Source organism: Acinetobacter sp. YH12095, assembly GCF_013419245.1.
Lineage (GTDB): Bacteria > Pseudomonadota > Gammaproteobacteria > Pseudomonadales > Moraxellaceae > Acinetobacter > Acinetobacter towneri.
Window position 1 is genome coordinate 233,622 of sequence record NZ_VPAL01000001.1, and the last position, 26,829, is coordinate 260,450.

29 protein-coding genes are annotated in these 26,829 nt (G+C 41.2%); 17 read left to right on the forward strand and 12 right to left on the reverse strand.

Going from position 1 to position 26,829, the window contains the following annotated elements; translation table 11 throughout:
• Positions 1-4 precede the first annotated feature (4 nt).
• On the reverse strand, positions 5-820 hold the full coding sequence (locus FTU35_RS01135) for a rhomboid family intramembrane serine protease (protein ID WP_179991130.1): 816 nt from the start codon (positions 818-820) through the stop codon (positions 5-7).
• Positions 821-896: 76 nt separating this feature from the next.
• Between FTU35_RS01135 and mtgA the strand changes: the two genes are divergently transcribed.
• Both mtgA and ppk1 read left to right on the forward strand, forming a co-directional pair.
• Positions 897-1,571, forward strand: coding sequence for a monofunctional biosynthetic peptidoglycan transglycosylase (gene mtgA, locus FTU35_RS01140; protein ID WP_004972019.1), 675 nt, complete (start codon positions 897-899; stop codon positions 1,569-1,571).
• Positions 1,572-1,704: 133 nt separating this feature from the next.
• On the forward strand, positions 1,705-3,786 hold the full coding sequence (gene ppk1 / locus FTU35_RS01145) for a polyphosphate kinase 1 (RefSeq protein ID WP_179988962.1): 2,082 nt from the start codon (positions 1,705-1,707) through the stop codon (positions 3,784-3,786).
• A gap of 121 nt (positions 3,787-3,907) precedes the next feature.
• Here ppk1 and FTU35_RS01150 read toward each other — a convergent pair whose 3' ends face one another.
• The 5 genes from FTU35_RS01150 to rubA form a co-directional block, all read right to left on the reverse strand.
• Positions 3,908-4,543, reverse strand: coding sequence for a LuxR C-terminal-related transcriptional regulator (locus tag FTU35_RS01150; RefSeq protein ID WP_179991129.1), 636 nt, complete (start codon positions 4,541-4,543; stop codon positions 3,908-3,910).
• Between the two features lie 365 nt (positions 4,544-4,908).
• A complete protein-coding gene (gene oxyR, locus FTU35_RS01155) occupies positions 4,909-5,814 on the reverse strand; it encodes a LysR family transcriptional regulator OxyR (protein WP_154320943.1) in 906 nt (301 codons plus the stop codon).
• Between the two features lie 13 nt (positions 5,815-5,827).
• Entirely contained in the window at positions 5,828-6,766 is a 939-nt protein-coding gene (locus FTU35_RS01160; RefSeq protein WP_154320942.1) for an alpha/beta fold hydrolase, read from the reverse strand.
• Between the two features lie 56 nt (positions 6,767-6,822).
• Entirely contained in the window at positions 6,823-8,001 is a 1,179-nt protein-coding gene (locus FTU35_RS01165; protein ID WP_154320941.1) for an FAD-dependent oxidoreductase, read from the reverse strand.
• 72 nt (positions 8,002-8,073) lie between these two features.
• Positions 8,074-8,238: a rubredoxin RubA gene (gene rubA, locus FTU35_RS01170; RefSeq protein ID WP_004972007.1), complete on the reverse strand. Its 165-nt coding sequence runs from the start codon at positions 8,236-8,238 to the stop codon at positions 8,074-8,076.
• Between the two features lie 484 nt (positions 8,239-8,722).
• Here rubA and FTU35_RS01175 point away from each other — a divergent pair, with 484 nt between their 5' ends.
• Positions 8,723-9,265, forward strand: a complete 543-nt coding sequence (locus FTU35_RS01175; protein WP_004972003.1) for an adenine phosphoribosyltransferase — start codon at positions 8,723-8,725, stop codon at positions 9,263-9,265.
• A gap of 110 nt (positions 9,266-9,375) precedes the next feature.
• Here the strand turns inward: FTU35_RS01175 and FTU35_RS01180 are convergent, their stop codons facing one another.
• Positions 9,376-9,882 carry a YqiA/YcfP family alpha/beta fold hydrolase gene (locus FTU35_RS01180; RefSeq protein ID WP_026438299.1) on the reverse strand — a complete coding sequence of 169 codons (507 nt, stop codon included), beginning with the start codon at positions 9,880-9,882 and terminating at the stop codon, positions 9,376-9,378.
• Between the two features lie 316 nt (positions 9,883-10,198).
• On the opposite strand from FTU35_RS01180, the gene lysS reads away from it, so the two are divergent.
• Entirely contained in the window at positions 10,199-11,725 is a 1,527-nt protein-coding gene (gene lysS, locus FTU35_RS01185) for a lysine--tRNA ligase (RefSeq protein ID WP_096900968.1), read from the forward strand.
• Between the two features lie 73 nt (positions 11,726-11,798).
• Here the strand turns inward: lysS and FTU35_RS01190 are convergent, their stop codons facing one another.
• From FTU35_RS01190 to FTU35_RS01200, 3 genes are all read right to left on the reverse strand, one after another.
• Positions 11,799-12,080: a HigA family addiction module antitoxin gene (locus FTU35_RS01190; RefSeq protein WP_004971994.1), complete on the reverse strand. Its 282-nt coding sequence runs from the start codon at positions 12,078-12,080 to the stop codon at positions 11,799-11,801.
• Positions 12,077-12,385, reverse strand: a complete 309-nt coding sequence (locus tag FTU35_RS01195) for a type II toxin-antitoxin system RelE/ParE family toxin (protein ID WP_104853185.1) — start codon at positions 12,383-12,385, stop codon at positions 12,077-12,079. Before FTU35_RS01195 ends, FTU35_RS01190 begins: the two co-directional genes overlap by 4 nt.
• A 125-nt stretch (positions 12,386-12,510) precedes the next feature.
• Complete coding sequence (locus FTU35_RS01200) at positions 12,511-13,041, reverse strand: hypothetical protein (RefSeq protein WP_154320940.1); 531 nt, start codon at positions 13,039-13,041, stop codon at positions 12,511-12,513.
• Between the two features lie 352 nt (positions 13,042-13,393).
• Between FTU35_RS01200 and cysD the strand changes: the two genes are divergently transcribed.
• Together cysD and cysN are read left to right on the forward strand one after the other, a co-directional pair.
• Positions 13,394-14,302: a sulfate adenylyltransferase subunit CysD gene (gene cysD / locus FTU35_RS01205; protein WP_171501131.1), complete on the forward strand. Its 909-nt coding sequence runs from the start codon at positions 13,394-13,396 to the stop codon at positions 14,300-14,302.
• 144 nt (positions 14,303-14,446) lie between these two features.
• Entirely contained in the window at positions 14,447-16,063 is a 1,617-nt protein-coding gene (gene cysN, locus FTU35_RS01210) for a sulfate adenylyltransferase subunit CysN (RefSeq protein WP_154320938.1), read from the forward strand.
• Positions 16,064-16,164: 101 nt separating this feature from the next.
• On the opposite strand, the gene FTU35_RS01215 is transcribed toward cysN, so the two are convergent.
• Positions 16,165-16,632 carry a GNAT family N-acetyltransferase gene (locus FTU35_RS01215; protein ID WP_131261606.1) on the reverse strand — a complete coding sequence of 156 codons (468 nt, stop codon included), beginning with the start codon at positions 16,630-16,632 and terminating at the stop codon, positions 16,165-16,167.
• Between the two features lie 281 nt (positions 16,633-16,913).
• On the opposite strand from FTU35_RS01215, the gene FTU35_RS01220 reads away from it, so the two are divergent.
• The 5 genes from FTU35_RS01220 (at position 16,914) to FTU35_RS01240 (ending at position 19,782) form a co-directional block, all read left to right on the forward strand.
• Entirely contained in the window at positions 16,914-17,408 is a 495-nt protein-coding gene (locus tag FTU35_RS01220; protein ID WP_180064433.1) for a hypothetical protein, read from the forward strand.
• Between the two features lie 157 nt (positions 17,409-17,565).
• Positions 17,566-18,144 carry a nicotinamide riboside transporter PnuC gene (pnuC, locus tag FTU35_RS01225; protein WP_154320936.1) on the forward strand — a complete coding sequence of 193 codons (579 nt, stop codon included), beginning with the start codon at positions 17,566-17,568 and terminating at the stop codon, positions 18,142-18,144.
• 12 nt (positions 18,145-18,156) lie between these two features.
• Positions 18,157-18,441, forward strand: coding sequence for a hypothetical protein (locus FTU35_RS01230; protein ID WP_096900962.1), 285 nt, complete (start codon positions 18,157-18,159; stop codon positions 18,439-18,441).
• 165 nt (positions 18,442-18,606) lie between these two features.
• A complete protein-coding gene (locus FTU35_RS01235; RefSeq protein WP_004971978.1) occupies positions 18,607-19,104 on the forward strand; it encodes a DUF2505 family protein in 498 nt (165 codons plus the stop codon).
• Positions 19,105-19,362: 258 nt separating this feature from the next.
• Positions 19,363-19,782, forward strand: coding sequence for a DsrE family protein (locus FTU35_RS01240; RefSeq protein WP_004971976.1), 420 nt, complete (start codon positions 19,363-19,365; stop codon positions 19,780-19,782).
• Positions 19,783-19,828: 46 nt separating this feature from the next.
• Here the strand turns inward: FTU35_RS01240 and mobR are convergent, their stop codons facing one another.
• Entirely contained in the window at positions 19,829-21,517 is a 1,689-nt protein-coding gene (gene mobR, locus FTU35_RS01245) for a phenol degradation transcriptional regulator MobR (protein WP_179991127.1), read from the reverse strand.
• A gap of 417 nt (positions 21,518-21,934) precedes the next feature.
• Between mobR and FTU35_RS01250 the strand changes: the two genes are divergently transcribed.
• From FTU35_RS01250 to FTU35_RS01275, 6 genes are all read left to right on the forward strand, one after another.
• Positions 21,935-22,228 carry a phenol hydroxylase subunit gene (locus tag FTU35_RS01250; RefSeq protein WP_004971972.1) on the forward strand — a complete coding sequence of 98 codons (294 nt, stop codon included), beginning with the start codon at positions 21,935-21,937 and terminating at the stop codon, positions 22,226-22,228.
• Positions 22,229-22,247: 19 nt separating this feature from the next.
• Positions 22,248-23,252, forward strand: a complete 1,005-nt coding sequence (locus FTU35_RS01255) for an aromatic/alkene monooxygenase hydroxylase subunit beta (protein WP_004971970.1) — start codon at positions 22,248-22,250, stop codon at positions 23,250-23,252.
• 11 nt (positions 23,253-23,263) lie between these two features.
• On the forward strand, positions 23,264-23,530 hold the full coding sequence (locus FTU35_RS01260; RefSeq protein ID WP_004971969.1) for an MmoB/DmpM family protein: 267 nt from the start codon (positions 23,264-23,266) through the stop codon (positions 23,528-23,530).
• A gap of 92 nt (positions 23,531-23,622) precedes the next feature.
• A complete protein-coding gene (locus tag FTU35_RS01265; RefSeq protein WP_004971966.1) occupies positions 23,623-25,149 on the forward strand; it encodes an aromatic/alkene/methane monooxygenase hydroxylase/oxygenase subunit alpha in 1,527 nt (508 codons plus the stop codon).
• A 117-nt stretch (positions 25,150-25,266) separates the two neighbouring features.
• Positions 25,267-25,629, forward strand: a complete 363-nt coding sequence (locus tag FTU35_RS01270) for a phenol hydroxylase subunit P4 (protein WP_179991126.1) — start codon at positions 25,267-25,269, stop codon at positions 25,627-25,629.
• Between the two features lie 68 nt (positions 25,630-25,697).
• Complete coding sequence (locus FTU35_RS01275; protein WP_004971960.1) at positions 25,698-26,759, forward strand: NADH:ubiquinone reductase (Na(+)-transporting) subunit F; 1,062 nt, start codon at positions 25,698-25,700, stop codon at positions 26,757-26,759.
• The last annotated feature ends 70 nt before the right edge of the window (positions 26,760-26,829 follow it).

The window sequence follows — 26,829 nt, forward strand, 5'->3', positions numbered from 1 at the left end:
TTGTTTAACCCAGACTGCGTTGCATCATGCTAAGCAGTTCTTGCCAAAGGGGTTGAATTGGGGCAAGCAGTTGATGGCAATACCAGTAAAATGCAGCACAGCCCAATGGTGCAAGGAGCATCGCAAAACCGTTCACTAAGTTACTGTGTTTGCTGCGTTGTCCAATATACCAAATGAGTGTCATGGCTGCGCCCATGAGCATGCCGCCAATATGTGCAGCATTATTAATGCCACTGATCATAAAGCCCATACCTAAGTTTAGTGCCATTACCATCACTAAGGTTTTACCATCCAAGAGAAATTTTTGGCGAGGTAATTGGGGCAATAACGCCAATACCGTCAGTGCAGCTCCAAGTCCCATCACCGCACCTGAAGCACCTGCACCCACGCTAGGTAACAGCTTTGGATTAGCGACACCTTGTTCGAGCAGGGTATAGCTGTCCTGAATGCTGACATAGCCACTGAGCAGGCTACCCATCAAACCCGCGCAAACATATAACACTATAAAATAGACACGCCCAAACAATTGTTCATTGACGCTGCCAAAAATATACAAGGCCCACATATTTAACATTAAATGTACTAAACCAAAATGAAAAAACATGCTGCTGAACAGGCGAATGGGTTCCGCCAAAAAGGTTAAAGGTGCATAATCAGCACCCCAGCGTATTGCATCTTGCGGGCTAGGATTGCTAATGTTCATGCCGTTGAGCACTTGCCATGCAAACAAAGCCACATTGATTGCAATCAGGGCTGCGGTAATCCACCACAGGTGAATTTCAACTTTATTGTTGCGCAGGTTTGGGGGATGTTGGGACATATATTTAAATATTGTGTCGTAGTGATCAATCTAAGCTTAACACGAAAAAATAACGCTTCAGGAGCCATGCACCAAGATGAAAGCTTTTTTTATACGAACTTTGTTAATTCTTGTTAGTGTGGTGCTTTTGGTTCAATTATGGATTTTTAGCAGCTTGGTGTGGTGGCGTACGCAGCCTGTGCAATCGACCATGATGATGCGTTTGGATTATTGGGCTGAACCGAGCAAGCCTATTCAACACCAATGGCGCGACTATGACCAACTCAGTGACAACTTAAAACGTGCTGTAGTGACTGCCGAAGATGGCAAATTTATGCAGCATCATGGTTTTGACTGGGAAGGTATTCAAACTGCGCTGGAACGGAACAAAGATGAAGGCAAGGTTGTTGCAGGTGGTTCTACAATTTCTCAGCAGCTCGCCAAGAATTTGTTTTTATACAATAAGCGTTCTTTTTTGCGTAAAGGCCAAGAAGTTGTGGCGACATGGATGATGGAACGCATGTGGTCAAAGCAGCGTATTTTAGAGGTCTATCTCAACTCGGTAGAATTTGGCGATAATATTTATGGTGCCGAAGCTGCGGCACAGCATTATTTTGGCAAAAGTGCAAAAAGTTTAAGCCGTGATCAAGCAATTTTCTTGGCTGCGATTTTAACCAATCCAAAATATTTTCAGGAACATCGTAATGCGGGGGCATTAAAAGCCCGTAAACAGATGGTGCAGCGCTATATGCGTTATGCGGAAATTCCCTAAATTGAGCGAAAACAAACTATAAAATGTGAAAATATCCACAAAGCCTAATTTTTTAGGCTTTTTTTATGAAAATGTCACAAAATTGAAGCATACTTGTAGCAGTGCCAAACATTTTAAAAAAGCATAGGTGGGTATGAATACGGCAACAGGCGCGACTCCTGCGCAAACAGAATATACATATAATGATCGCTACATTAACCGCGAACTGTCTATTTTAGATTTCCATTTGCGCGTGCTTGAGCAAGCTGTCGATCCGTTGCATCCTTTGTTGGAACGCATGAACTTCCTGCTGATTTTTTCACGTAACTTGGATGAGTTTTTTGAAATTCGTGTTGCGGGCATGATGGAACAATTGGACTTGGGCAATGAAAGCCGTAGTCCAGATGGTTTAACCCCTAAGCAGGTGTTAGATCAAATTTCTAAAACAGCACATGCTGCTATTGAACGCCAGTACCGTATTTTAAATCAGGAAATTTTGCCAAAATTACGTGAAGAAGACATTTGTTTCTTACGTCGTGGTGAATTAACCCCTGCACAATCGGCATGGGTGAAAAAATATTTCCAAGAGCAAGTTGCCCCTGTATTAACCCCAATTAGCCTAGACCCTGCACATCCATTTCCACGTTTGGTCAATAAAAGTCTGAATTTTATTGTGACTTTAGAAGGGAAAGATGCTTTTGGTCGTCAAATTGATTTGGCGGTTGTTCCTGCACCACGTTCATTACCACGTGTAGTTCGTTTACCCGATGAACTTACAGGCGGTAAAGAGCACCACGTCATGCTTTCAGCAATTATTCATGAGCATGTGTCTGACTTATTCCCGGGCATGACTGCGACTGGATGCTATCAATTCCGTGTGACCCGTAATGCAGATTTGGCGTTAAATGAAGATGTAGAAGACTTGGCCAAAGCCCTAAAAGGCGAATTAAACTCACGCCGTTTTGGTCGTGCGGTACGTTTAGAAGTAACGCACAACTGCCCGAAAGCCATTTATGATTATTTGCTAGATGAGTTCGATCTTGAAGAAGAACAACTTTATAAAGTAGATGGCCCAGTGAACTTGGCGCGTTTATTGTCTAATTTTAAACGTCCACATTTACGTTATGATTCACATACACCCGCCATTCCAAAGGTGTTAAAAAAGTCTGAAAATATTTTTTCAGCGATGCAAAAGCAAGACATTTTATTACACCATCCGTTTGAATCTTTTGCACCCGTGATTAACTTGCTGCGTGAAGCTGCACGTGATCCACAAGTCTTGGCAATCAAACAAACTTTATATCGTAGTGGCGCAGATTCTGAAATTGTACAAGTGCTTGCAGAGGCTGCACGAAACGGTAAAGAAGTGACTGCGGTGATTGAACTGCGTGCACGTTTTGATGAAGAATCTAACATTGCTGTGGCTAACGTGTTGCAAGAAGCGGGCGCTGTGGTTGTGTACGGTATTGTGGGGTATAAAACCCACGCCAAAATGATTTTGGTGGTGCGCCGTGAAAATAATAAATTGGTGCGTTATGTACATTTAGGCACAGGTAACTACCACGCAGGCAATGCGCGTATTTATACCGACTATGGTTTACTGACCACAGACAAAGAGCTGTGTGAAGATGTGCATCGTATTTTCCAAGAGCTAACAGGCATGGGTAAAATGGCAAAACTGAAAAAGTTGTTGCATGCACCATTTACCCTGCACGTACAGTTGGTGAATTATATTGATGAAGAAATTGCCAATGCTAAAGCAGGTAAGCCCGCACAAATTATTGTGAAAGTGAATGCACTGACTGAAATGCAATTGATCAATAAATTGTACGAGGCGTCTCAGGCGGGTGTGCAAATTGATCTCATCATCCGTTCAATTTGCTGCTTGCGCCCAGGTTTGCCGGGCTTATCGGAAAATATCCGTGTGCGTTCGATTGTCGGACGTTTCCTTGAACATACCCGTGTCTATTATTTCTCTAATAATGGCAATCCACGTATTTATTGTTCAAGTGCTGACTGGATGGATCGTAACTTATTTAACCGTGTTGAAGCGTGTTTCCCAATTGAAGATCCTGCCTTGAAAAAGCGTATTTATGAGCAAGGTTTATTGACCTACATGCAAGACAATCAACAGGCGTGGTTGTTGCAGGGTGATGGAACTTGGGTGCGTGTAAAAGCAGCTGAGGGTGAAGAGCCACACAATGCGCAGCGTATACTGACCGATAGTATTGTTTAGTTTAAAGCATTTATAACAGGTAAAAAGAGCGATGCCAGACATCGCTCTTTTTTGTTTCTAATTAATTGTTTGATGCTTATTTAATACTTATGTTTTTGATTTATCTTTTATATTGATCAGCTTAAGAAAAACAGCACATCGCATCATCCGCATTCATAATTTTCCGATAAATACTTTTCACATAACCATGCACCAGTTGTTCCGAAGCATGCAAGTTGGCTGCGACTTGTTGTGAGGGCAAACCTTGTCCTGAAAGCGCCAATATTTCATGTTCAGTTTTAGAGAGTGCCAAAGAATGGCCATGTGCGACAATGGATTGTTCGCAGGCTAAAATTTCATTGGCCAAGTTGACATCTAGCGGTGAGCCACCACGTAAAATAGTGCGAATCTGGTTTTGCATGCCTGTAGCAGATTGGTCGCTAAAGACATAGGCTGAAATGCCTAAATGGATGGCTTGTAGCAATTGTTTGGGCATACTGGAAGGCAGCACTGCCACAATTAAGGTGTCTTTACGGAAATGTTTGAGATTTTGAATAAAATCAATTTGAGCTTTTGACCAAGACTGTAAATTGATAAATACCAAATTAGGTAAATGTTGCTGCACCATCAACACTGCATTTGCGAGCGATGAGCTACAAAGCAAAACCTCTTTAGGGTAGCCAAAATTTTGTAAAATGTGGCTTAAATTTTGTGATGCTTCTACCTGATCATCAATCAGCAGAACAGGCACAGGTAAAACGAGATCTCTGTGAATCATGACAAATACTCCTGTGCTGTTCTATAAATAATTTTGATAAATAGATTGTGCGTGATATTGCTGTAACTGAATATCCTTAAATATAGTGATTTTTATATAAAAAGGGTAAATATAAGTAATTGTTGCTGAATATGTTTTTTTGAAATGTGTTGAAAATGTGAGTAATGTAACTCGATCCTGTTCTTTCGTTCAGTGGTAAGAGTGAATTGTTGAATTTGTGATGAATCTCACATTTTAAAAACTTGTTCATATTTATAAGTCACTTAAATCATCCTGAACTGCAAAAACAATACACATTTTTGAACGAAAAATAAAAAAGGAGCCAGATTGGCTCCTTAATGAAATGTTGGATCATGTGTCTAAATTTAGACTGCGTTTTGAGTGATTTTCTGTAAAATCTGCAGCAAAACGTCAAATTCACTTTGTAATGGTGTGCTTTTACGCGTCACTAAAGCCAAAGTACGGCTTGGTGCAGCCTCAATACTTTTGATCTGTAAATCTGGATTCGATTTGATCATGGCATTATGAATTGCAATTTCAGGCAATAGGGTAAAGCCTAAATTTGCAAACACCATTTCAACCAAGGTTGGTAAAGAGCTGGCTTTTAAACGATGATCGTTTTTGCGTTCACCAATCGGGCAAGCACTTAAAGTGTGATCACGTAAGCAATGACCTTCTTCAAGCAGCATTAAACGCGATAAATCCAAATCATCTAAAGAATTGGCCTGCGCCGATTTTTGATCGCCCTTGTGATAAACCAAGAACAAATCTTCTTTAGAAATTTCAGCCACTTTCAAACCACGCGTATCGAATGGCAGGGCTAACACCACCATATCTAAATTGCCGTGTTCCAATTTTTCGACAATTTTTTCACTTTGCGCTTCGTGTAAATGCAATTGAATTTTAGGTAGCTGCTTATGTACTTCATCTAACAGTTGCGCCAAAATAAATGGGGCAATGGTTGGAATTACGCCTAAGTGTAAATCACCTGTGAGAGGCTCACTCATTTCACGGCTTAAACGCATTAAGTCCTGTGCATCTGCTAACAGAACACGGGCGCGTGCTACGACTTGTTCACCCAATGGGGTTAAACGTACATTCTGTCGATCACGTTCTACCAGTACGCCGCCAAGCAGGCGCTCCAGTTCCATGATACCGCCAGACAAAGTCGACTGAGTTACAAAAGAACGGCGAGCCGCTTCTGTAAAATGTAACGTTTCAGACAGTGTAACGAGGTATGACAGCTGTCTTAAAGATGGTAATGCAGCCATAGTGTCCTAATGATTATGATTTAAAGTGGTGAGCAAACAGTTCGCTAAGATGAGGAATAAAGTGTGGAGGAATATCATGCCCCATTCCTTTGATTAATTCAAACTTAGCGCCCGGAATCGCTTTCGCAACAGCCTTACCATGCCCTGGTGGGAGCAAACGATCTTGCGAACCATGTACCACAAGGGTAGGTTGCTGAATTTGTTTGTCCAGTTGTAGCAACGAGCCTGTACATAATATTGCTAAAAACTGTTGAAGTACACCCGCAGGGTAATAACTTCGCTGATATAATTTGCGTGCAGTTTGCATCGCTTCGAGTTGATTCACATAGCCTGGTGAGCCTATCACCTTAAAGAGTTTTAAACTATGATCAACAATGCCATTTTCATCTTGCGATTTTGGTCTTTCTAGCAAACTGAACAGTTGTTTCGGAAATGGTGGTGGTAAAAAAGGCTGGTTATTACTGGTAAATAATAAGCCTAAATTATTCACGCGATCTGCATATTTGGCAGCCAAAATTTGGGCAATCATGCCGCCCATAGAAGCACCAATCACTTCGGTCTTTTCAATGCCTAAGCGCTCTAATAGCAATGCAGCATCATCCGCCATATCAAATAAGTTATAAGGCGCACCGTGGTTTTGCAGACCTAAGCTAAAACGCCCCATCATTTTATAGGTGTTCAGACGTGGACCTTTGTGGCGAATTTTGGATGACAAACCAATATCGCGGTTGTCATAGCGAATGACACGATAGCCCTGATCAATCAGTGATTTACAAAAGAAATCGGGCCAGTACAACATTTGTGCGCCTAAACCCATAATCAGCAAAATAGGTGGATCTTCAGTTTTGCCGCCCACTTCGACATGCAGCTGAATTCCGTTGCCTAAATCGACTTTGGTTTCGTGCATAAATGCCGTATAGGGCGATGTGGTGAACTGAAGTGCACTATTCATGTTGTGATCCTCATGTCAGGCAAGGGCGAAATCAATCGCCCTTTATTGTTTTTATTTTATTCCGATACAGGCAATAAGTCTGGCACTAATTTGGTCAAACTCAAGCGTTGTTTGGCCGCTGTTGTGCCTAATAGGACAAAGCCACGTAAGGTATCGGTTTGGTCATAGGCTCTGGCAATCATGCCATCGTCAAATTCTTCGGTATGCCAGTTGACATCTACCCCTAGTGGCGCAGGTAAAACGGTCAGTGGTGCAGCAGGTGTTTTCACTGCAACAGGCATGGCAGGGTAGTGTACCTGAGTAGTTTCACCATTTAAGGTTTTGGCTAAGGCACGTGCTTGCTGCATGATTGGCATCACATACGGCAATAAAATACCATTCACTTCCGCACAGTCACCTACTGCATAGATATCAGCTTGGCTGGTTTCAAGTTGCGCATTGGTTAAGACCCCACGACTGGTTTCGATGCCTGCTGTTTTAGCCAAAGCAATGTTTGGTTGTAAACCAATGGCAGACAGTACCACATCGGCAATTAAAGACTGACCACTGGTAATGGTCACTAAATAGTCGTCATTTTTAATTTTCGAAACTTTTTCAACGGTTGTACCCAATACAAAATGGATACCCGTTTCTTCTAGGTTTTGTTTAAAAGCACTGGCTACATAATCCGGCAATAAACGACCTAGTGGTTGTGGTGCAAGGTCAATCACCGTGACTTGGTGTCCTGTTTGCTGCAAGTCATTGGCAAATTCACAACCAATTAAACCTGCACCTAAAATCACCACACGTTTGTCTTGACGTTGTTCAAGCTGTTGGCGAAATGCGGTGTAATCACTTAAATTATTTACCACATGAATGTCATCACTGCCATCGCCCGCAATGGCTAAACGTACAGGATTCGCACCCACTGCCAAAACCAATTTAGAATAAGGTTGTTGGCTGCTTACACCCTCTTTTTCTAATTCAAGTACATGCGCTTCTGCATCAATTGCTTTAACCCAAGTGTGGGTTTCAATACGCATATTGAGTTGGCTTGCCATTTTAGCTGCATCGCCCAATGCAATTTGAGCAGGGGCTTTATTGCCCGCCAATGCGTTAGATAAAGTTGGTTTGGCATAATTGGCAGCATCATCTGCACAAATCATGACTAACTCTTGTTCTGCATTTAGCTTACGAAACTCGCGTGCAACAGTATAACCTGCCATGCCTGAACCAATAATAACGATAGGATGCATAAGGTGTACTCCAAATGAGGGCATAGAAATTGGCGTTAAAAAAAGACCATCGGACATGGTCTTTTCGTGGTCTTAAACTTCAATCATTTCAAAATCAGCTTTTGAAACGCCGCAGTCTGGGCAAGTCCAGTCATCAGGAATATCTTCCCATAATGTACCTGCCACAATACCATCTTGAGGCCAGCCTTCTGCTTCGTCATAAATCCATCCACAAACGATGCATTGATACTTTTTCATTCAATTCTCCATAAACCGATCTTTAAATTTCCAGATCAGCAAAAAACTTATCTACGACTAGTTGTATGATATATCTATTTGATTAAATTTTTACGCAGTTATACGGCTAAAGTAAAGTAAATAAGCGATTTTAATCTGTGCTTTTATAGAATGAATAGCTGCATGGGACATAACCGCGCAGAAAAGACCTCTTTTGATATAGATACGGCATTGTAATGAGAGAATGGCTGCAGGAAAAATCACGTTTTTATGCGTTTAAATGCCATTTAAGACCTTGGTCGTACAGTAAAAGTCTTATATTTTTGCTATTTTATTATGGAATAAATATATATTAATATTTTTAAGTATATTAAAGTTTATATAAATCAAAACCTTGTAGTGTTTTGATGCGTGATTGATGGCAGTCTTGCCGATTCGATCACTAGCCTTATGTGAAAATAAACGGTAAAATTCAACCATTCTTTAGTCACATTTCTGATCTTCCATGAGCAATTTGTCTACTTTTTTGTGGTCGCATATTCGTACAGTTCCTCATTTTCCAAAACCAGGCGTAGATTTTTATGATTTAACGCCTTTGTTTATGAATAATTTGGATTCATTAACAGATGCTTTAATTGCCAGCATTCCTGCAGAAAAATTAGCTGAAGTTGAAAGCTTTATTGCAGTAGAAGCACGTGGTTTTGTATTGGCGAGCCTTTTGGCACAGCGTACAGGCAAAGGTTTGGTACTTGTGCGTAAAGCAGGTAAATTGCCACCACCAGTTGTGGGTGTGGGTTATAGCTTAGAATACGGTTTAGACCGTTTAGAAATGGCTGCCGATGTGCAAGCGCAAAAAGTCATTATTGTAGATGATGTATTGGCGACAGGTGGCACTTTAAAAGCAGTGAAACAATTGGCTGAAAAATGTAATCATCAAGTTTTAGGTGCAAGCATTTTCCTAGACTTACCAGATTTACACAAAAATTTAGGTTTAGATATTTGGTCCGTATTGGACAATAAATCTAAACCAGAACAAGCAGTGGCTTAATCCTTTTAAGTTATTGTAACTGCTGTAAAAAAGCCTGATCTCCATAGTTGTGATCAGGCTTTTTTAATGGGTGATGTTTAATTGATTATTTTTAATGGATAGCTTTGACTTTATTTGGCAAGATAAGCTTGTTCGATTTGCTGAATACAAGAATTAATATTTTCTGGATGCAATAAGCGATGATGCCCAGACTCAAAAGTAGAGGTCTGCATATAGTTTTCTAAAAATGCTTGCGCGGCATGCATATCCAAAATTTCATCGCCCAATTCTAAATAAGCCAATTGTGGAATATCGTGCTGCAAGTCATCATCTGAAATTGCAGGATAGTCATTGCGAAACGTGGGAGCTAAACTTGGATTTGCCACCACACACGGAATATGGTGCGACAAAGACATTTTGAGTGCCCAATAGCCGCCTAGACTATGTCCCACCAAAATTTCAGGCTTAATTTTTTGAATGATATTGTGATAAAAATCGGCAACAGTTTGATAATTTAAGTTGCGATAATCGACATTGATACAAAATTTTTGTTTTGCATCTATGGCATGGAATTTAGTCGACTCCCGCGAGGAATCTAATCCATGTAAAAACAAGACTTTTAAAGCACATGTATTCATTGTCAGATTCACAAAGTTAAACATCTTGAGTCAAACTGAGCCTAAAGATAAAGTGGATAGAAAATAAAATATTTAGACTGATACATCAGCAGGTTTAAAAACAGCAAAATACGGTCTTTTTCATCTATTTTCTGAACAATATTGTAGTGCGCTTAGCCTGAGAAAGAAGTTAGCTTTTGGTCTAAGTCTACAAAAAATCACAAAAGCAAGTGGCAATTTAAAAAATAAATTGCTCGAGTCAGAGAAGGCATACGAAATCGTGTCTAAATCTGCTATTCTATTGAACTTCTTTTTTTAGTAATTATTCGAGGCAGAGATGACGCAACATAACGCTCAATCGACTTCTGAACCCACTATTTCCGAAAACGATTTAATTGCGCAGCGTCATGCCAAGTTAAAGCAAATTCAAGAACAAGCGCAGGCGAAGGGAACTAGCCCTTGGCCAAATACGTTTAAGCGTGAAAACTACGCAGAAGATTTGCAGGCACAATTCGCAGAAGTTTCTAAAGAAGAAATTGAAGCAGGCGAAAAAGTGTATGTGTCTGTAGCAGGTCGTGTGATGTTGAACCGCGGTTCATTCATCGTAATTCAAGACATGACAGGTCGTATTCAGTTGTATGTGGCGCGTAAAGAACTTAGTGCTGAAACATTAGAGACGATCAAGAGCCTAGATTTGGGCGATATTATCGCAGTGAAAGGCTATATTGGTCGTTCAGGCAAAGGCGATTTATATGTTCATATTCAACATTTTGAATTGTTGACCAAATCTTTACGTCCATTACCAGACAAATATCATGGTTTAAGCGATACCGAAGCGAAATATCGTAAGCGTTATTTAGACTTAATCGTAAATGAAGACACCCGTAAAACCTTTGAAATTCGTGCCAAAGTGGTTTCGGGTATTCGTGCATTTTTAACTGAACAGCGTTTTATGGAAGTTGAAACGCCAATGATGCATGTGATTCCTGGCGGTGCATCGGCACGTCCATTTGAAACGCATCATAATGCTTTAGATATGCCGTTATTCTTGCGTATTGCGCCTGAATTATATTTAAAGCGTTTAGTGGTTGGCGGTTTTGAACGTGTGTTTGAAATTAACCGTAACTTCCGTAATGAAGGGGTGTCTACACGTCATAACCCTGAATTTACCATGATCGAATTCTACCAAGCTTATGCCGACTATAAAGATTTGATGGCATTGACTGAGCAAATGCTAGAAAAACTGGCTTTGGATATTTTGGGTACTACCGATGTGCCGTATGGCGATGAAGTGTATAGCTTCAAAGGCCCATTCAAGAAAATTTCTATGTTTGATGCCATTCTTGAGCATAATCCACAATTCACGCCAGAAAATGTTAATGACCGTGATTTCTTGGCTAAATTTGTGCAGGAAGAATTGAAAGAACAGGTGAAGCCTGGTTTTGGTTTGGGCAAACTACAAACCATCGTGTTTGAAGAAACCGTAGAAACTCAATTACGTCAGCCGACTTTCATTACAGAATATCCTGCAGAAACGTCGCCTTTGGCACGTCGTAATGACGATAACCCACACATTACTGACCGTTTTGAGTTCTTTATTGGTGGTCGTGAATTGGCGAATGGTTTCTCAGAATTAAATGACCCGATTGACCAAGCTGAGCGTTTCCAAGCACAGGTTGCAGAAAAAGACGCAGGCGATGATGAAGCGATGCATTACGATGCAGACTTTGTTGAAGCTTTGGAATACGGCTTACCACCAACTGCAGGTGAGGGCATCGGGATTGACCGTTTGGTAATGTTGTTTGCCAACGCTGCGAGTATCCGTGATGTGATTTTATTCCCACACATGCGTCATAAAAACTAAGTTTTAGCGCATCGTTGACGACATAAAAAACAACCTGCAGAAATGCAGGTTGTTTTTTTGTTGTAACTTAAAGTTAAACACTTGCCACCAATTTTTTGATCATAGGTCGCTGGCGTTGACTGGCAAGCCATAAATCATGCTGCATTTGTAAATTCAACCAAAACTCTGGTGAGGTTTCTAAGGCTTCACTCAAACGAATCGCCATATCTGCAGAAATTCCAGTATGACCATTCAAAATGCGAGATAGGTTTGCACGTGTCACTCCAAGTGCTTGAGCCACTTCAGTCACAGAAGTTTCACCAATATATTCGCGCAACATTTCGCCCGGATGAGGTGCATTAAACATCATATTCATCTTTGTACTCCTGCGCTAGAAGCTATGTGATAATCCAAATAATCTACAATGTAGACATCACCATCTTCAAATTTAAAAATTACACGCCAATTACCATTTACTGTTAGTGACCATTGATCTTGTAGATTTGCACTCAATTTATGTAAACGCCAATTGGGTGGAGTTCGCAAATCATTCACCGTAGATGCAGCATGTAGTGCTGCAAGTATTAAACGTAATTTTGTAGAATGCGCTGCTTGAATACCTGCTGTTGAACCAGTTTGGAAAAAAGCCTGAAGACCTTTATGTTTAAAACTCTTAATCAAGCCTTAGTATCCAAGTGTATTGTGTATATGCATAGTATACGTTAATTCCGAGTTTAATCAACCAACCTGTTCAGGGCGGTCTTGGTGTACTGTGAGTGATGTGCAGAATTTTAAAGTGAAGAGGCTTATAATAGTGCCGTCTGAATCCGTACTTTCATGTCTAAAGCTTGTTGCAAAATATGCGCTTTCATCCAAGCCACTTGTTCGCCCATGGGGTTGGTTTTCATGGCTGTGTTTAAAAAATCGAGTTTCTGCTGCGTAAATAATTGCGTTTCAATGGCTTGGTATAGCTCTGCTGTGGTTGCGTTTAAAGGCATTTCCACCAAAGAAAATCCCTTAGGGTAATTATAAAAAGCATAGATCAGGTTAAAGGCTTTTTGGTCGGCCTTTAAATTGCCTGCGCCAATTTCATAGCTGCGGTCTTGATTGCTATGCGTCACGCCTATTAAAAAGGAGAGTTGTTGATCACGGCAACGCAAACCAAATTGCAGCCCAATCTGATCTGCACTGAGTTCGTGTTGCACAAACACGTTGAGCATGGAGCCATCATCATTCAGTGGTTCTTGAAAAACCAAAAGCTCTGGGCTGTGCTGATAGAAAAAACCAGCCAATTTTGCCTGTTCAAGTTTGGATTTAATGGGTTCAATATGCGGCATGGGAGAATCTTAAAACTAAAAATATGGCTTTACTTTAAGCATTTTTTTAGCGGGGTAGAAGCGTTAGATTAGATGAATAATCTATTAACTTATTGGAAAAAGTGAGGCTAAAAAGTATAAAATTGACTGTGTTAATTCATTTCATTGGCATTAAAATTTGTGGCCATAAAAGAATAAATTACTGATTAAATAAAACTTATACTGCTTATTGGTTTTCTTTTATATGAGCTTTTTGCATATAAATATAATAAAACAAGCAATAGTTAGCATAACTAAATCACTATAATCAAGATCAAATTTTATCTGTGTTATTTGGACACAAGTTTAAGTATATCCGGTGTGATCAATGTCAATAAATCAGGAACGACTTACTCATCTTAAACAGCTTGAAGCTGAGAGTATTCATATTATCCGTGAGGTTGCAGCTGAATTTGAAAATCCAGTCATGCTGTATTCGATTGGTAAAGATTCTGCGGTAATGCTGCATTTGGCTTTAAAAGCATTCTACCCTGCAAAACTCCCATTTCCACTGTTGCATGTCGATACAGGCTGGAAATTCAAAGACATGATCACTTTCCGTGACAACATGGCAAAACAGCACGGTTTTGATTTAATTGTCCATCAAAACCAAGAAGGGGTAGATGCCAACATCAACCCATTCGATCATGGCAGTTCTAAATATACCGACATTATGAAAACCCAAGGCTTAAAACAGGCATTGGATAAATATGGTTTCGATGCCGCTTTTGGTGGTGCGCGTCGTGATGAAGAAAAATCACGTGCCAAAGAGCGTGTTTATTCATTCCGTGATGCCAAACACCGTTGGGACCCTAAAAACCAGCGTCCTGAGCTATGGAATTTGTATAACGGTAAAGTCAACAAAGGCGAGAGCATTCGTGTGTTCCCATTGTCTAACTGGACTGAATTAGACATCTGGCAATACATTTACCTAGAAAGCATTCCTTTAGTGCCATTGTACTTGGCTGCAGAACGCCCTGTGGTTGAGCGTAGTGGTACTTTAATTATGGTTGATGACGAACGCATGCCGTTGCTAGAAGGTGAAGTTCCACAAATGAAATCGGTACGCTTCCGTACTTTAGGTTGTTATCCACTTACGGGTGCAGTCGAATCAGAAGCGAATACCTTGCCTGAAATTATTCAGGAAATGCTATTGGCAACCAGTTCAGAGCGTCAGGGTCGTATGATTGACCACGATGAAGCTGGCTCGATGGAAAAGAAAAAGCAAGAAGGTTACTTCTAATCTCTCCTGAAAAATCTCCCCAAACCCCTCTTTATAAAGAGGGACTTATAAAAAGCGGAGCAAAGCCTCCCTTTATAAAAGGGAGATTTAGAGGGATTAAAGATTAAAAAACCGATTTCTAAAAAATATGTGGAGCTTTGAGCAATGTCTCATCAATCGAATTTAATTAGCCAAGATATTTTGGCGTATTTAAAACAGCACGAAAACAAAGATCTACTGCGCTTTTTAACTTGCGGTAACGTAGACGATGGTAAATCGACATTAATTGGTCGTTTGTTGTATGACTCAAAATTGATTTATGAAGATCAATTACAAGCCGTGACTCGTGACTCGAAAAAAGTCGGCACTACGGGCGATGCACCTGATTTAGCTTTATTGGTCGATGGTTTGCAAGCCGAGCGTGAGCAGGGCATTACCATTGATGTGGCTTATCGTTATTTTTCTACTGAAAAGCGTAAGTTCATCATTGCCGATACACCTGGGCATGAGCAATATACACGTAACATGGCAACAGGTGCATCGACTTGTGACTTGGCGATTATTTTGATTGATGCGCGTTATGGCGTACAAACTCAGACCCGTCGTCATACTTTTATTTCTAGTTTATTGGGCATTAACAATATTGTGGTTGCCATCAATAAAATGGATTTGGTGGATTATTCAGAAGCACGATTTAACGAAATTCAGACGGAATATGCGAACTTTGTGAATCAACTGGGTGATCGTAAACCATCGAATATTATTTTCACGCCAATTTCTGCCTTAAATGGCGATAACGTGGTGAACAAGTCTGAGCATACCCCTTGGTACACAGGCGATACTTTAATGGGAACATTGGAGTCGGTAGAAATTAACCGTAACTCGGCTCAAAATGATTTCCGTTTCCCTGTGCAGTATGTCAACCGTCCAAACCTTGACTTCCGTGGTTTCTGCGGCACGATTGCTTTGGGCGATATTCATGTGGGTGACCGCATTGTGGCATTGCCATCGGGCAAAAGCTCGACAGTAAAAGAGATTGTGACTTTTGATGGCAATCTTGAACATGCAATTGCAGGTCAAGCAGTTACCCTAACACTGAACGATGAAATTGATATTTCACGTGGTAATGTGTTGGTGCGTGAAGATCAAGTGCGTCCTGAAATTTCACGTGCTGTAAATGCCACTGTGGTGTGGATGGCTGATCAGCCACTATCTATTGGCAAGCTGTATAACTTAAAAGTGGGTACACAAACTGTGCCTGCAAAAGTCACAGCCATTCATTACCGTACCAATGTGAATACTTTGGAACAGGTGCAGGTTGAACAGCTTGAACTGAATGCAATTGCCAATGTCACCATCGAATTTGATGCGCCTGTGGTATTTGACCGTTATCAAGACAGTCGTTATACGGGTTCGTTTATTTTCATTGATCGTTTAAATAACGTGACCATTGGCGCAGGTATGGTTGAAGCTTGCGTAGAATGGACTGCACACAGTACACCTGTAACAGCCGAAGACCGTGCTGCACGTTTGGGTCAAAAACCTGCAGCGGTATGTGTACCAAGCCAAGCACTTGAACAGTCACAAGCACTTGAAAGCTTGCTGATTCAGCAGGGTATTGTTGCCATTGCCAAAGCAGGTTTAGATGCTGCGCAGGTTGCATTACTCCGCGAAACGGGCATTGTGGTCATTAGTGATGTAAACAGTGGTGCAGATGCAGAGTTGACTGCGACAGCTACAGAAGAACTGGCAGAAAAAATTATTGCCCTAGTTCGCTTATAAAATTAGATTCGTTTATAAAATCGAATCCACATCCCCAAAAAACCGCTTTCACCTGAAAGCGGTTTTTTTATGTGCGTTCACTATATTGGAAAGTTTGTTTTTTAAGTGTGCTCTAAGGGTTCGCCATTGAGATGTTTGAGCATGGGTGTGAAGTGCCCATAGCTAATTTTTTGAGGTTGTATTTCAAAGCCATTTTTTTCATAAAAACTTAAAGCAGTCTGTGTGCTAAATACACTCATGTGCGATACATTTTTGCGCTTTAAATCGCTTATTGCTTCAAATAACAAGGCTTGACCAATACCGCGTTGTTGTACTTCGGGGGCAATGGCATGTTGTAAAATTTGCCCGCGATCACTCATCATAATAAAGCCAACCACCACATGCTGTAAGACATAGACCCAACAATTGTTGTAATGCAGCAGCATTAAAATATTTTCATAGCTTTTATTTTCTAGCCATGCCTGAATTTTGGCTTCATTGCGTTGATGATCTTGAATACAAGAGCGAATACTGGCGTGTAATACCGCAACCAAATTGGCGACATCTTGAATTTGTGCAGCTCTAATCATCTAGGCTTAGGGTGATAGATAAAAACAAGGCTCTATTGGAAGCGAAAAGTGTTTAAAGAAATAGCAGAAAATTGTTGTGTTTTACTGCGTTATACTGCAGCACAAGTCCTATTTTTAAGGCAATCGGTATCATTGTGTAATTGAGCATTGCACTTTTTAGCGATGCATGGATGGAATCATCTGTTAAAGCATAAGCGTTGAAGCGTGCAGCAGCGAATAGACGCTAAGCCCTGAAATGGTTATACTTTATTGAAACGCCTGAAATAAGAGCGAAGACCAAGATGGCAAAACTATTGTTATGGATTTTGTTGTTGATTGCCGTATATGCAGTCTGGAAAGTCTGGTTCAAAATAAAAATTAATCGTACTTTTCAGCAAAGCTGTCAAGATATTGCCAATATTGCCAATATTGCCAATATTGTCCAAGACCCGATTACCCACAAAGCACCGCGCCCTGTAGAAGAGGTGGTGGAAGAAGTTGCCGAATACGAACAGCAATTATTTGATGATATCGCAGAAATATTTTTAAGCTTAAAAGTATCTAGTCGTGACCCTGAAGATGCCGAAACTATTCAACAAGAAGTGCTGAATAAAATGCCTGCCAAAGCACATACGCAAATTCGTCAGTTAGACTTGGGGGAGTGGTCAATTTACTGGAGTTTTTACGAGCAATCCCTTGAATATTTTGTCGGCAAATACGGAGTTTTTATTACCCATGTAGACCGCTTTGGGCAAGAGCATAAATACAATAATTCAGAGCAGTTTCAAACAGATTGATTTTCATGTCTGATTTTATGTTTATGATTTTACAGAGGTTTCTTGAAAATTAATTGCAGCATCTTCTTGTCAGTTAAGTGTTTGGTTAAATGTTGAGTTTTGCGCTATTTTCCCGAAAAGAGGTATCATGCCTTTTTCTTTTACATAGGCAGCATCAATGTCAGTTTTAGAAATCATTGCTGTGTTGATTAGTGTTTTAGGCGTGACCTTAACCATTAAGCGACATATAGCTTGCTGGGTGGTGAATTTTATTGCCTGTTTGCTGTATGCCTATTTGTTCTTTGAATATCAATTGTATGGCGAAACGGTATTACAAACCCTATTTATGGGCATGGCTGTTTATGGTTTTTTCCAGTGGAAAACTGCACAGCAGCAAAAACAACATATCATCATTCAAAGCTTGCCACTCTCTAAAATGTGGCTGCAAATTGCACTGAGTAGCATACTGGGTTTACTGTTTGGGCTAAGTTTAAAGTGGTGGACGCAGGCTTCACTGCCTTTATTGGATGCACAACTGGCAGTTATGAGTCTATTGGCAACCTATTGGACCAGTCGTAAATACTTGGCTACATGGGTGTTATGGATTGTGGTCGATCTGGTGTATATCGGCATGTTTATTTACAAAGAGTTGCTGTTAACGGCTGTGTTATATGCAGGTTTTGTGGTTCTTGCTTATTTGGGCTGGCGTGAATGGCATAAAATCCGACAACAACATGCGGCACATTCTGCGGTGTGATGGCGTGTAGCGATGAGCAATTTAATTGATTTTAAACAGGCGCAGCTTAAACAATTTGATTTATTGGCATTGGATATTTTAGCGTATCCTGAGCGTTATTTACAGTTTGATTCGATTGCAGATTTTTACCAAGCCCAGTGGTTAGATGATTTCCCCAAAGGGACGACATGGTGTTCCACAGGACTAGATGATGGCGCAGAACATTTTTATGCCAAAATTGAATTTTATGGGCATTATTTAACTATTTATAGCCATGAAACCTATGCCGCTGAATTTGGCATCATTCACACAGAATAGACAAAATAGAGTCAATGACAGCAGGCGGAAAAAACATTTTAATAGCCTGAAAATAAAGTTGTATTTAGGATATAAAACAGCTTATACCCGTTGAGCATCAGCCAAATTATATTGCACGATGATGCTAGACCTACTCCATCAATAAACAAAATAAAAGGAACTCAAATGGCTCATCAATTTACTGTAAACGCCACCATTCATGGCGTTTCAATTGACGAATTTAAGCGTTTAGTGGCAGATGTTGCTTTGCATGAAGCAGTCTGCAAGCGTATTCCTGGTGAAAATTTGGAAATTTTAGAATCTAAAAAGAACGGTGATATTTACACTTTACGCCGTGCTTATAATTTAGATGTGAATATTCCAGATATGGCTAAAAAATTATTAAAAGATGCATTTCGTTTAAAACGCAATGATGTGACCCATTTAACGGCGCTTACTTCTACCGTGGAGCTTGGTGCAAACTTGCCTTTAGAAGCTAAAGGCGAGCGTAGTGTGACAGGCAACCATGAAAAAATTGATATTCAATTAAACTGGACAATTAAGGTTAAAGTGCCATTGATTGGCGGCATGTTGGAAAAACATGCAGAAGGGGAAATCCGTCGTTTCAGTGAGTTGGAAATTGGTATTGTAGAAGATGAACTCAAGAAAAATTTAGCGGCTTAACCCTTCATTTCTACTAGAAAAGATTGCTCTTAAATACATGCTTGGCGCTGCCGTTTTCGGTGGCGCTTTGTTTTTTGGACGTATTGAATTGTGATTGTTGATGCTGGGGTCATTTTACAGTGATCAATTTTTGATTTTTGAAAAAGTTTAGTGCTTGGCTTTATTGCATACAGACTATCGTCTTAATTTATTATTTAAATATAGTATATTTATTATGCTAATATTTTGACCAGATTTAAATTGAGTGTGAGTTCTGCCATGAAATTGATTCAGTTGTTATGTTTATCGGTTTTGCTGACCTTTGCCAGTCTATCTCCAGCAATGGCAGAGAGCAAAAAAGATCCACTTTTTGTCTTGCTTACCAGCAGTGATGCGCACCGCACCAAAATGGCAATTGGCATGAGCAATAACCAATTTGGCAAAGGTCATCCACTGACGATTTATTTGGTCGATCAAGGCGTAATGTTGGCATCTAACCGCTTTGAACATAAATATGCAGAGCATCAGAACATGCTGAAAAGTATTATCGCCAAAGGTGGTGATGTGTATATCTGCAAAATGTGTATGGAGCAGTACGGTGTTGTTGAAGGTGACTTAATGAAAGGTCTGAAATATGCCAATCCAGATGCTATGGGTGAAGCAATTTTCCGTCCAGGCACTCAGACACTGAGCTGGTAATTCGGCTGCTTGAAATGCAAAAGCCTTGTTGAAAAACAGGGCTTTTTTATTGCGGAATTTCTAGCGCATGGCGTATTTTTTTTAAACGATAATCCAGTGCAGCGCGGGAAATTCCCAATAAGCGTGCCGCTTCAGATACATTGTGTTTGGCTTTTTGCATCGCGGTGATAATCAGTTGTTGCTCATGCTGTTCTAAATCAAAACCTTCGGTTAAAAGCGTGTCTAAATCTACGCTGTCTTGCTCATCTACAGTATGGTCGCTGTGCATTTGCGGAAACAGGGCATTCAGTTTAATCAGTTGTTGATCTTCCGTCAGTAGTACCGCACGTTCGAGCAGGTTTTCCAGTTCACGAATATTGCCAGGCCACGCATAGCTTTGCATAAAGTTAGTGGCTTTTTCACTGACGCCTTGAATTTGTTTGTCATACATTTTTTCAAAGCGTTTTAAGAAATGTGCAACCAATAATGGTAAATCTTCACGGCGTTCACGCAGCGGTGGAATCTGCACAGGAAAAATGTTTAAACGGTAATATAAATCGGCACGGAAACGACCTGCTTTAACCGCTTGTTCTAAATCTTCATTGGTTGCAGCAATCACGCGAACATCAATATGACGGGTTTGCGAATCTCCAACGCGTTCCACTTCACCTTCTTGTAGCACACGCAGCAAAGCCGCTTGAGCGCGTGGCGAAAGTTCAATCACTTCATCTAAAAAAATAGTACCGCCATGGGCGCGTTCAAATTTACCTAAGCGTGATTGATGTGCACCTGTAAATGCACCTTTTTCAACACCAAACAGTTCAGATTCAATCAGTTCAGGTGGAATTGCCGCGCAGTTGACCGCAACAAAAGCATGTTCTTTACGCTGACTCAGTTCATGCACACCACGGGCAAAGGCTTCTTTTCCGACCCCTGTTTCACCTTGCAGCAAAATCGACACTTTGGCACCTGCGGCTTTTTTGAGTAAGTCACACACCCGCTGATAAGCCGCCGATTGTCCGACTGAGCTGAACATGCTGTAGTCATTTTTACTGGTGGCATAAATCGACTTTTTCAGTTCATACAATTCGGCTTGCAGTGCAATGAGTTCCTGTTCCATCGGTTCAGGCGACATGAACTGAATCAGCTCATCGGCATTTTCCCATTCACTGAGTTGTTTACCAATAATACGGCAATGCTCACGCCCGCAGGCTTTACATTCCACTTCCTGATAAATAATGGTCATGCCTGTGGCAAAACTGCTGTAACCGCAAGCATAGCCCAGCAGCATCCAGCAGGAAGGTTCGTGACTCAGTCCAAATTGCTCAACATGCACATCGGCTTCAAAAGAGTTATGCCAGTTTAAGTCTGCATAAAACTGTTTTTTCTTTTGATTTAAAATCAATTGATTGGCAGAAACTTGCACCATGCCACGAATACCGTGCATTTGCGGCCCTGCCATAAAAGCCTGTTCTTCATTTAAACCTGGGCGCATTTTAGTAGTGACTTCTGCATCTTTCAGACCTGCCTGATAGCCCAAACGAATAAAAAAGCGTTTGGTGCGTTCCATCCCAATCATATTGGCAAGGTCTTTACGCAAATAGCCCATGATGCTGGTATGCATCAGCAACATGCGATATTCATCAAACCAGATTTGTCCACGCTCAGTGTCAAAATGTAGTTTGGAAAGCAGGTCGTGAATTTCCTGAGGATGACCTGCATATTTGCCGCTGCTGTCGTATTTTACTCGTACCATGCGCCGTGTTTAATCCATTAAATTCGAGGCTGTTTAGCCATCTTATGCAAATTCGTGAAAATTCAATAATACCTAAACAGCATCATGCCAAACCTTAAAGGTATTTAGTTGTATCTATATGTTTTTGTTGTTTTTATTCCGTCTTTATCATAAGCGAATTGCATAAAGCCTAAGGGTAAATTTTTGTATCTGTACGGGCTGTATTTCATCAAATCATGAAATCTTAAATTTTTTAAACATCAAAATTCATCAAATCATGAAATCCAAATTCTTATAAAAACACTCAGATTTTTTAAGTTGCTGTTTTTCAATGTTTTTATAAAGTTGGCACGCTTGTTGTAATAGTAAAAGTAAGCAACAGATGCATGAAGCAACTGAAGCAAGTTCTGAATGAATCAGATCTTGTAGGAGAACAATATGAAGGATGCAACAGGCGCATTGCCCTTAACCAAATATATTCGGGTAACGGGCGATATTAATGCCGCATTTGTCGAGTTCGACTTTGCCATTCACGATCCCACTTTATATGTGGAGTTGGTGTTACCGCAGCAAGCATTCCGCGAGTTCTGCGCAACCAATCAAGTGGTGGAAATGAGCGAACAACAGCAAGCCGTGAATGATGCTGAAGAAGACAAATGGCGTTACGGCATTGAACACGACACTTTAGTCGGTGCACAGCGATACAACATTGATCATGAAGATCAACACTGAATGCTTAAGGAGATAAGCGATGACTTTAGAAATTAAAACAGCGGGTATTGAGCCAATTCGTCAAAACTATGCCTATATTGAGCGCCGTTTTGGCAACAAGCCAGCCACCCGTTATCAGGAAGTCAGTTTTGATATTCAGGCGGAAACCAACTTTCACTATCGTCCGCTGTGGAAACCTGAAAAAACCTTAAATGATAAAACCCATACTGCAATTGAAATGCAGGATTGGTATGCATTTAAAGACCCGCGTCAGTTTTATTACGGAACTTATGTGCAGCATCGTGCGCGTTTGCAGGACATTGCCGAAAGTAACTTTAGCTTTTTTGAAAAGCGTCAGTTGGCAGAGCATATTTCTGAAGATGTCAAAGCCAAAGTGATTGCCTTGTTTTTGCCGTTTCGTCATATCGAACAGACTGCCAATTTACACATGATGTCGGGCAGTGCTTATGGTTATGGCACGGTGCTGACCCAAGCCTGTATTTATGCTGCGATGGATCGTTTAGGGATGGCGCAGTACATCTCACGGGTTGGTTTGGCACTCGATGGCAACACGGGCGAATCTTTAATTCCAGCCAAACAAGCATGGATGCAGGATGAAGCATGGCAAGGACTGCGCAAGTTGTGTGAAACCAGTTTGATCGAGCAGGACTATTTCAAACTGTTTTTATTACAAAACTTGGTGATTGACAGCTTTATGAGCGAATTGGTTTACACCCAATTTGATCAATGGCTGGCACAGCATCAAGCACGTGACTTGGCGATGCTGATGGAATTTATGCAGGAAGCCATGGCAGATTTACGCAAATGGTCAGACAGCGTATTTAAAACCGCAGCTGCAGAATCTGCACATAACAAACAATTGTTGAGCCAGTGGTTAGCCGAATATTTACCTGAAGTGAAAGCGGCATTTGCAGCGTGGGCAGCTGAGGCGTTGTCTGCAGATGCAGTCGACATTGCAGAACAAAAACTGCTGGAACGCAGTAAAAAAATTGGCATCGAACTCGAACAAATTTTGCAGGCTTAAGGAGAAGCAGCATGTCTAAGGTTTATCTCGCATTACAGGACAATGACACGTCGCGCTACATCATTGAAGCGATTGAAGAAGACAACCCAGATGCCACGATTCAATATCTGCCAGCCATGATTCGGGTAGAAAGCGAAACAGGTCTGATTGTTAAAGCAGAAACGGTATCTGAAAAACTTGGACAAGATTGGGATATTCAGTCTTTACAACTCAACATGATTACGTTGGGCGGCAACGTCGAAGAAGATGATGACAGTTTCCGTTTGCACTGGAACTAGGAATAAGGATGTGCACTGAGCCAATTTGAGTACAGTGCCGCCAGAACATATTGCTGCATAGATTGCCGCTAAAAAATTTAAGGATGATGAGCATGAATTCACAAGTTAAAACCCCAGCAAAAAAACTGAATGCCAAAGACCGTTATCGCGCACTTACTCGTGACTTGGATTGGGACTTTTCTTATGCAGACCGCAAAGAAGCCTTTCCATACGAAGAATTTGAAGGCATTAAAATTACAGACTGGTCTAAATGGGAAGATCCATTCCGTTTAACCATGGATGCTTACTGGAAGTATCAGGCAGAAAAAGAGAAAAAACTTTACGCCATTTTTGATGCTTTTGCACAAAACAACGGTCAAATGAACGTGACCAATGAGCGTTATTTGAATGCCATCAAACTGTTTTTAACTGCGGTAACTCCGCTTGAATATCAGGCATTCCAAGGTTATGCACATGTAGGGCGTCAGTTCAGTGGTGTAGGCGCACGTATCGCATCACAAATGCAGTCGATTGATGAATTACGTCACGTGCAGACGCAAATTCATGCCATGAGCCATTACAACAAATTCTTTGATGGTTTTCAGGATTGGTCGCACATGCATGACCGCGTTTGGTACTTGTCTGTACCAAAATCTTTCTTTGAAGATGCGCGTTCAGCAGGGCCGTTTGAGTTCTTGTTAGCCATTAGCTTTGCCTTTGAATATGTATTGACCAACTTGTTGTTCGTACCGTTCATGTCAGGTGCAGCACACAATGGCGATATGGCAACGGTCACCTTTGGTTTTAGTGCACAGTCCGATGAAGCACGTCACATGACTTTAGGTCTAGAAATCGTGAAATTCTTGTTAGAACAACACGAAGATAACGTGCCAATCGTACAGGAATGGATTGATAAGTGGTTCTGGCGTGGGACTCGTCTGTTATCTATAGTTGGCATGATGATGGACTACATGCTGCCAAACAAAGTGATGTCGTGGAAAGAAGCGTGGGAAACCTACTTTGAAGAAGCGGGCGGTGCGTTATTTAAAGACTTGAGCCGTTACGGTATTCGTATGCCGAAATATTCAGAAGTAATTACCAAAGAAAAAGAACACGTGTCGCATCAAGCGTGGTGGATTTTCTATAACTTCGGTCATGCAGCAGGTTTCCATACTTGGATTCCAACCGATCAGGAAATGGATTGGTTATCTGAAAAATATCCAGACACCTTTGACAAATACTACCGTCCAAAGTGGGAGTTAGCACGCAAGATGGAAGCAGAAGGCAAGCGTTTCTACAGCGCAGGCTTACCGCAATTGTGCCAAATTTGCCAAGTGCCAATGACTTTCACCGAAATGGATGGCGATCCGACCATGTTTACGTATCGTGAGTCTGTTTATAAAGGCGAGCGTTACCACACCTGTTCAGATGGTTGTCACGATATTTTTGAACGTGAACCTGAAAAATATGTGCAGGCATGGTTGCCAGTGAACCAAATTCTACAAGGCAACTGTGGTGGCTTAGATTTGGAAAACATGCTGCGCGAATATTATCGCTTCAATGTCGGTGCAGATAACTTGGATATTGAAGGTTCACCAGACCAGCAACGCTGGAAAAAATGGAAAGGTGATGCGGCTTAACGCTCATTCACTATCTAAAGTAAATATCTAAAATTTAAGTTATTTCAAGATTCAAATTTAAAAGGATTTCGGTTTGAGTCATTTGCGGCTCAAACCACCCCAATACGGAGAATGACCATGTCAGTACGCGCTATTCGCCCAGATTACGACTTTGAACCACGCGACCTACAAAAACACTATGGCGACAACATTTTGGTGTATGTGGGTTGGGATCATCACACTTTATATTGTTCTGCACATGCCATGTTGGTTTCGCCGCGGCAAACCTTTCAGGAATTTTTGGATCAGCAAATGCAGGCGGGTTTCCATCAACATCCTGACTTTGAAAACATTAAATGGGATGAAGTGCAATTTACTTTAAACAAACAGGTAATTCAGCCACGCCCTGAACAGACCTTGGCAGAAATTGGCTTCGATCAAAAATCACTACTGCGTTTTGTGACCCCAGGACTGAATGGGTACAAGGGCGCACACGTTTAAAACAGTAAGATCACAACAAAATAAAGACAGCAAAGCACAGTCAGTAAGTACAAGACAGGAGGTCGCAGATGAGCTATCAAGTCACAATTGAGCCAATTGGCACAACCATTGAGGTTGAAGAAGATCAAACCATTTTAGATGCCGCGTTACGTCAAGGCGTGTGGTTGCCATTTGCTTGTGGGCATGGCACTTGCGGCACTTGTAAAGTCCAAGTCACCGATGGTTATTATGATGTCGGCGAAGCGTCACCTTTCGCGCTGATGGATCTGGAACGTGAAGAACACAAAGTGTTGGCGTGCTGCTGTAAGCCTGAATCAGACATGACCATTGAAGCCGATGTTGATGAAGACCCAGATTTCTTGGGATATTTGGTTCAGGATTATCAGGCCAAAGTCCTTGAGGTAAAGGACTTATCTCCAACCATTAAAGGTGTGCGCTTGCAGTTAGACCGCCCGATGGAGTTTCAGGCAGGGCAATACATTAACGTGCAATTCCCGGGTATTGAAGGCACTCGTGCCTTCTCAATTGCCAATGCACCAAGCGAACTAGGCATTATTGAATTGCATATTCGTCATGTTGTGGGCGGCAGTGCTACGACCTATGTGCATGAGCAGCTTGCGGCAGGCGACGCACTGGAAATTTCAGGGCCATACGGACAATTCTTTGTACGTAAATCGGATGATCAGGATGCGATTTTTATTGCAGGTGGTTCAGGTTTATCTAGCCCGCAATCTATGATTTTAGACTTACTAGAGTCGGGTGATACCCGCACCATTTACCTATTCCAAGGTGCGCGTGATGTTGCGGAATTATATAACCGAGAACTGTTTGAGCAGTTAGTCAAAGACTATCCAAACTTCCGCTACATTCCTGCATTAAATGCACCTAAAGCAGAAGACCATTGGACAGGATTTACAGGCTATGTGCATGAAGCGGTTGCCGATTATTTTGAGCAGCGTTGCGGTGGACACAAAGCCTATTTATGCGGCCCACCAGTCATGATTGATGCAGCAATTTCGACCTTAATGCAAAGCCGTTTGTTTGAACGTGATATTCACACTGAACGCTTCTTGAGTGCTGCCGATGGTGCAAGTGGTCAGTCACGTTCAGCATTGTTTAAACATATTTAACACATATTTAAAAGTGGATAGGTGCTGCAATATTGTACTGAGCCTATCGAATTGCAATAGATAAAAAGTT

What these genes read in the sequence shown, in the direction of transcription:
- FTU35_RS01220 (WP_180064433.1), top strand. Translation starts at nt 16,914, where the DNA reads ATGGCAAAACTATTGTTATGGATTTTGTTGTTGATTGCCGTATATGCA.
- FTU35_RS01275 (WP_004971960.1), top strand. Translation starts at nt 25,698, where the DNA reads ATGAGCTATCAAGTCACAATTGAGCCAATTGGCACAACCATTGAGGTT.
- FTU35_RS01255 (WP_004971970.1), top strand. Translation starts at nt 22,248, where the DNA reads ATGACTTTAGAAATTAAAACAGCGGGTATTGAGCCAATTCGTCAAAAC.
- oxyR (WP_154320943.1), bottom strand. Translation starts at nt 5,814, where the DNA reads ATGGCTGCATTACCATCTTTAAGACAGCTGTCATACCTCGTTACACTG.
- FTU35_RS01165 (WP_154320941.1), bottom strand. Translation starts at nt 8,001, where the DNA reads ATGCATCCTATCGTTATTATTGGTTCAGGCATGGCAGGTTATACTGTT.
- FTU35_RS01250 (WP_004971972.1), top strand. Translation starts at nt 21,935, where the DNA reads ATGAAGGATGCAACAGGCGCATTGCCCTTAACCAAATATATTCGGGTA.
- FTU35_RS01200 (WP_154320940.1), bottom strand. Translation starts at nt 13,041, where the DNA reads ATGCCGCATATTGAACCCATTAAATCCAAACTTGAACAGGCAAAATTG.
- FTU35_RS01260 (WP_004971969.1), top strand. Translation starts at nt 23,264, where the DNA reads ATGTCTAAGGTTTATCTCGCATTACAGGACAATGACACGTCGCGCTAC.
- FTU35_RS01135 (WP_179991130.1), bottom strand. Translation starts at nt 820, where the DNA reads ATGTCCCAACATCCCCCAAACCTGCGCAACAATAAAGTTGAAATTCAC.
- FTU35_RS01270 (WP_179991126.1), top strand. Translation starts at nt 25,267, where the DNA reads ATGTCAGTACGCGCTATTCGCCCAGATTACGACTTTGAACCACGCGAC.
- mtgA (WP_004972019.1), top strand. Translation starts at nt 897, where the DNA reads ATGAAAGCTTTTTTTATACGAACTTTGTTAATTCTTGTTAGTGTGGTG.
- rubA (WP_004972007.1), bottom strand. Translation starts at nt 8,238, where the DNA reads ATGAAAAAGTATCAATGCATCGTTTGTGGATGGATTTATGACGAAGCA.
- FTU35_RS01235 (WP_004971978.1), top strand. Translation starts at nt 18,607, where the DNA reads ATGGCTCATCAATTTACTGTAAACGCCACCATTCATGGCGTTTCAATT.
- FTU35_RS01265 (WP_004971966.1), top strand. Translation starts at nt 23,623, where the DNA reads ATGAATTCACAAGTTAAAACCCCAGCAAAAAAACTGAATGCCAAAGAC.
- cysN (WP_154320938.1), top strand. Translation starts at nt 14,447, where the DNA reads ATGTCTCATCAATCGAATTTAATTAGCCAAGATATTTTGGCGTATTTA.
- lysS (WP_096900968.1), top strand. Translation starts at nt 10,199, where the DNA reads ATGACGCAACATAACGCTCAATCGACTTCTGAACCCACTATTTCCGAA.
- pnuC (WP_154320936.1), top strand. Translation starts at nt 17,566, where the DNA reads ATGTCAGTTTTAGAAATCATTGCTGTGTTGATTAGTGTTTTAGGCGTG.
- ppk1 (WP_179988962.1), top strand. Translation starts at nt 1,705, where the DNA reads ATGAATACGGCAACAGGCGCGACTCCTGCGCAAACAGAATATACATAT.
- FTU35_RS01180 (WP_026438299.1), bottom strand. Translation starts at nt 9,882, where the DNA reads ATGAATACATGTGCTTTAAAAGTCTTGTTTTTACATGGATTAGATTCC.
- mobR (WP_179991127.1), bottom strand. Translation starts at nt 21,517, where the DNA reads ATGGTACGAGTAAAATACGACAGCAGCGGCAAATATGCAGGTCATCCT.
- FTU35_RS01160 (WP_154320942.1), bottom strand. Translation starts at nt 6,766, where the DNA reads ATGAATAGTGCACTTCAGTTCACCACATCGCCCTATACGGCATTTATG.
- FTU35_RS01190 (WP_004971994.1), bottom strand. Translation starts at nt 12,080, where the DNA reads ATGAATATGATGTTTAATGCACCTCATCCGGGCGAAATGTTGCGCGAA.
- FTU35_RS01150 (WP_179991129.1), bottom strand. Translation starts at nt 4,543, where the DNA reads ATGATTCACAGAGATCTCGTTTTACCTGTGCCTGTTCTGCTGATTGAT.
- FTU35_RS01215 (WP_131261606.1), bottom strand. Translation starts at nt 16,632, where the DNA reads ATGATTAGAGCTGCACAAATTCAAGATGTCGCCAATTTGGTTGCGGTA.
- FTU35_RS01230 (WP_096900962.1), top strand. Translation starts at nt 18,157, where the DNA reads ATGAGCAATTTAATTGATTTTAAACAGGCGCAGCTTAAACAATTTGAT.
- FTU35_RS01240 (WP_004971976.1), top strand. Translation starts at nt 19,363, where the DNA reads ATGAAATTGATTCAGTTGTTATGTTTATCGGTTTTGCTGACCTTTGCC.
- FTU35_RS01175 (WP_004972003.1), top strand. Translation starts at nt 8,723, where the DNA reads ATGAGCAATTTGTCTACTTTTTTGTGGTCGCATATTCGTACAGTTCCT.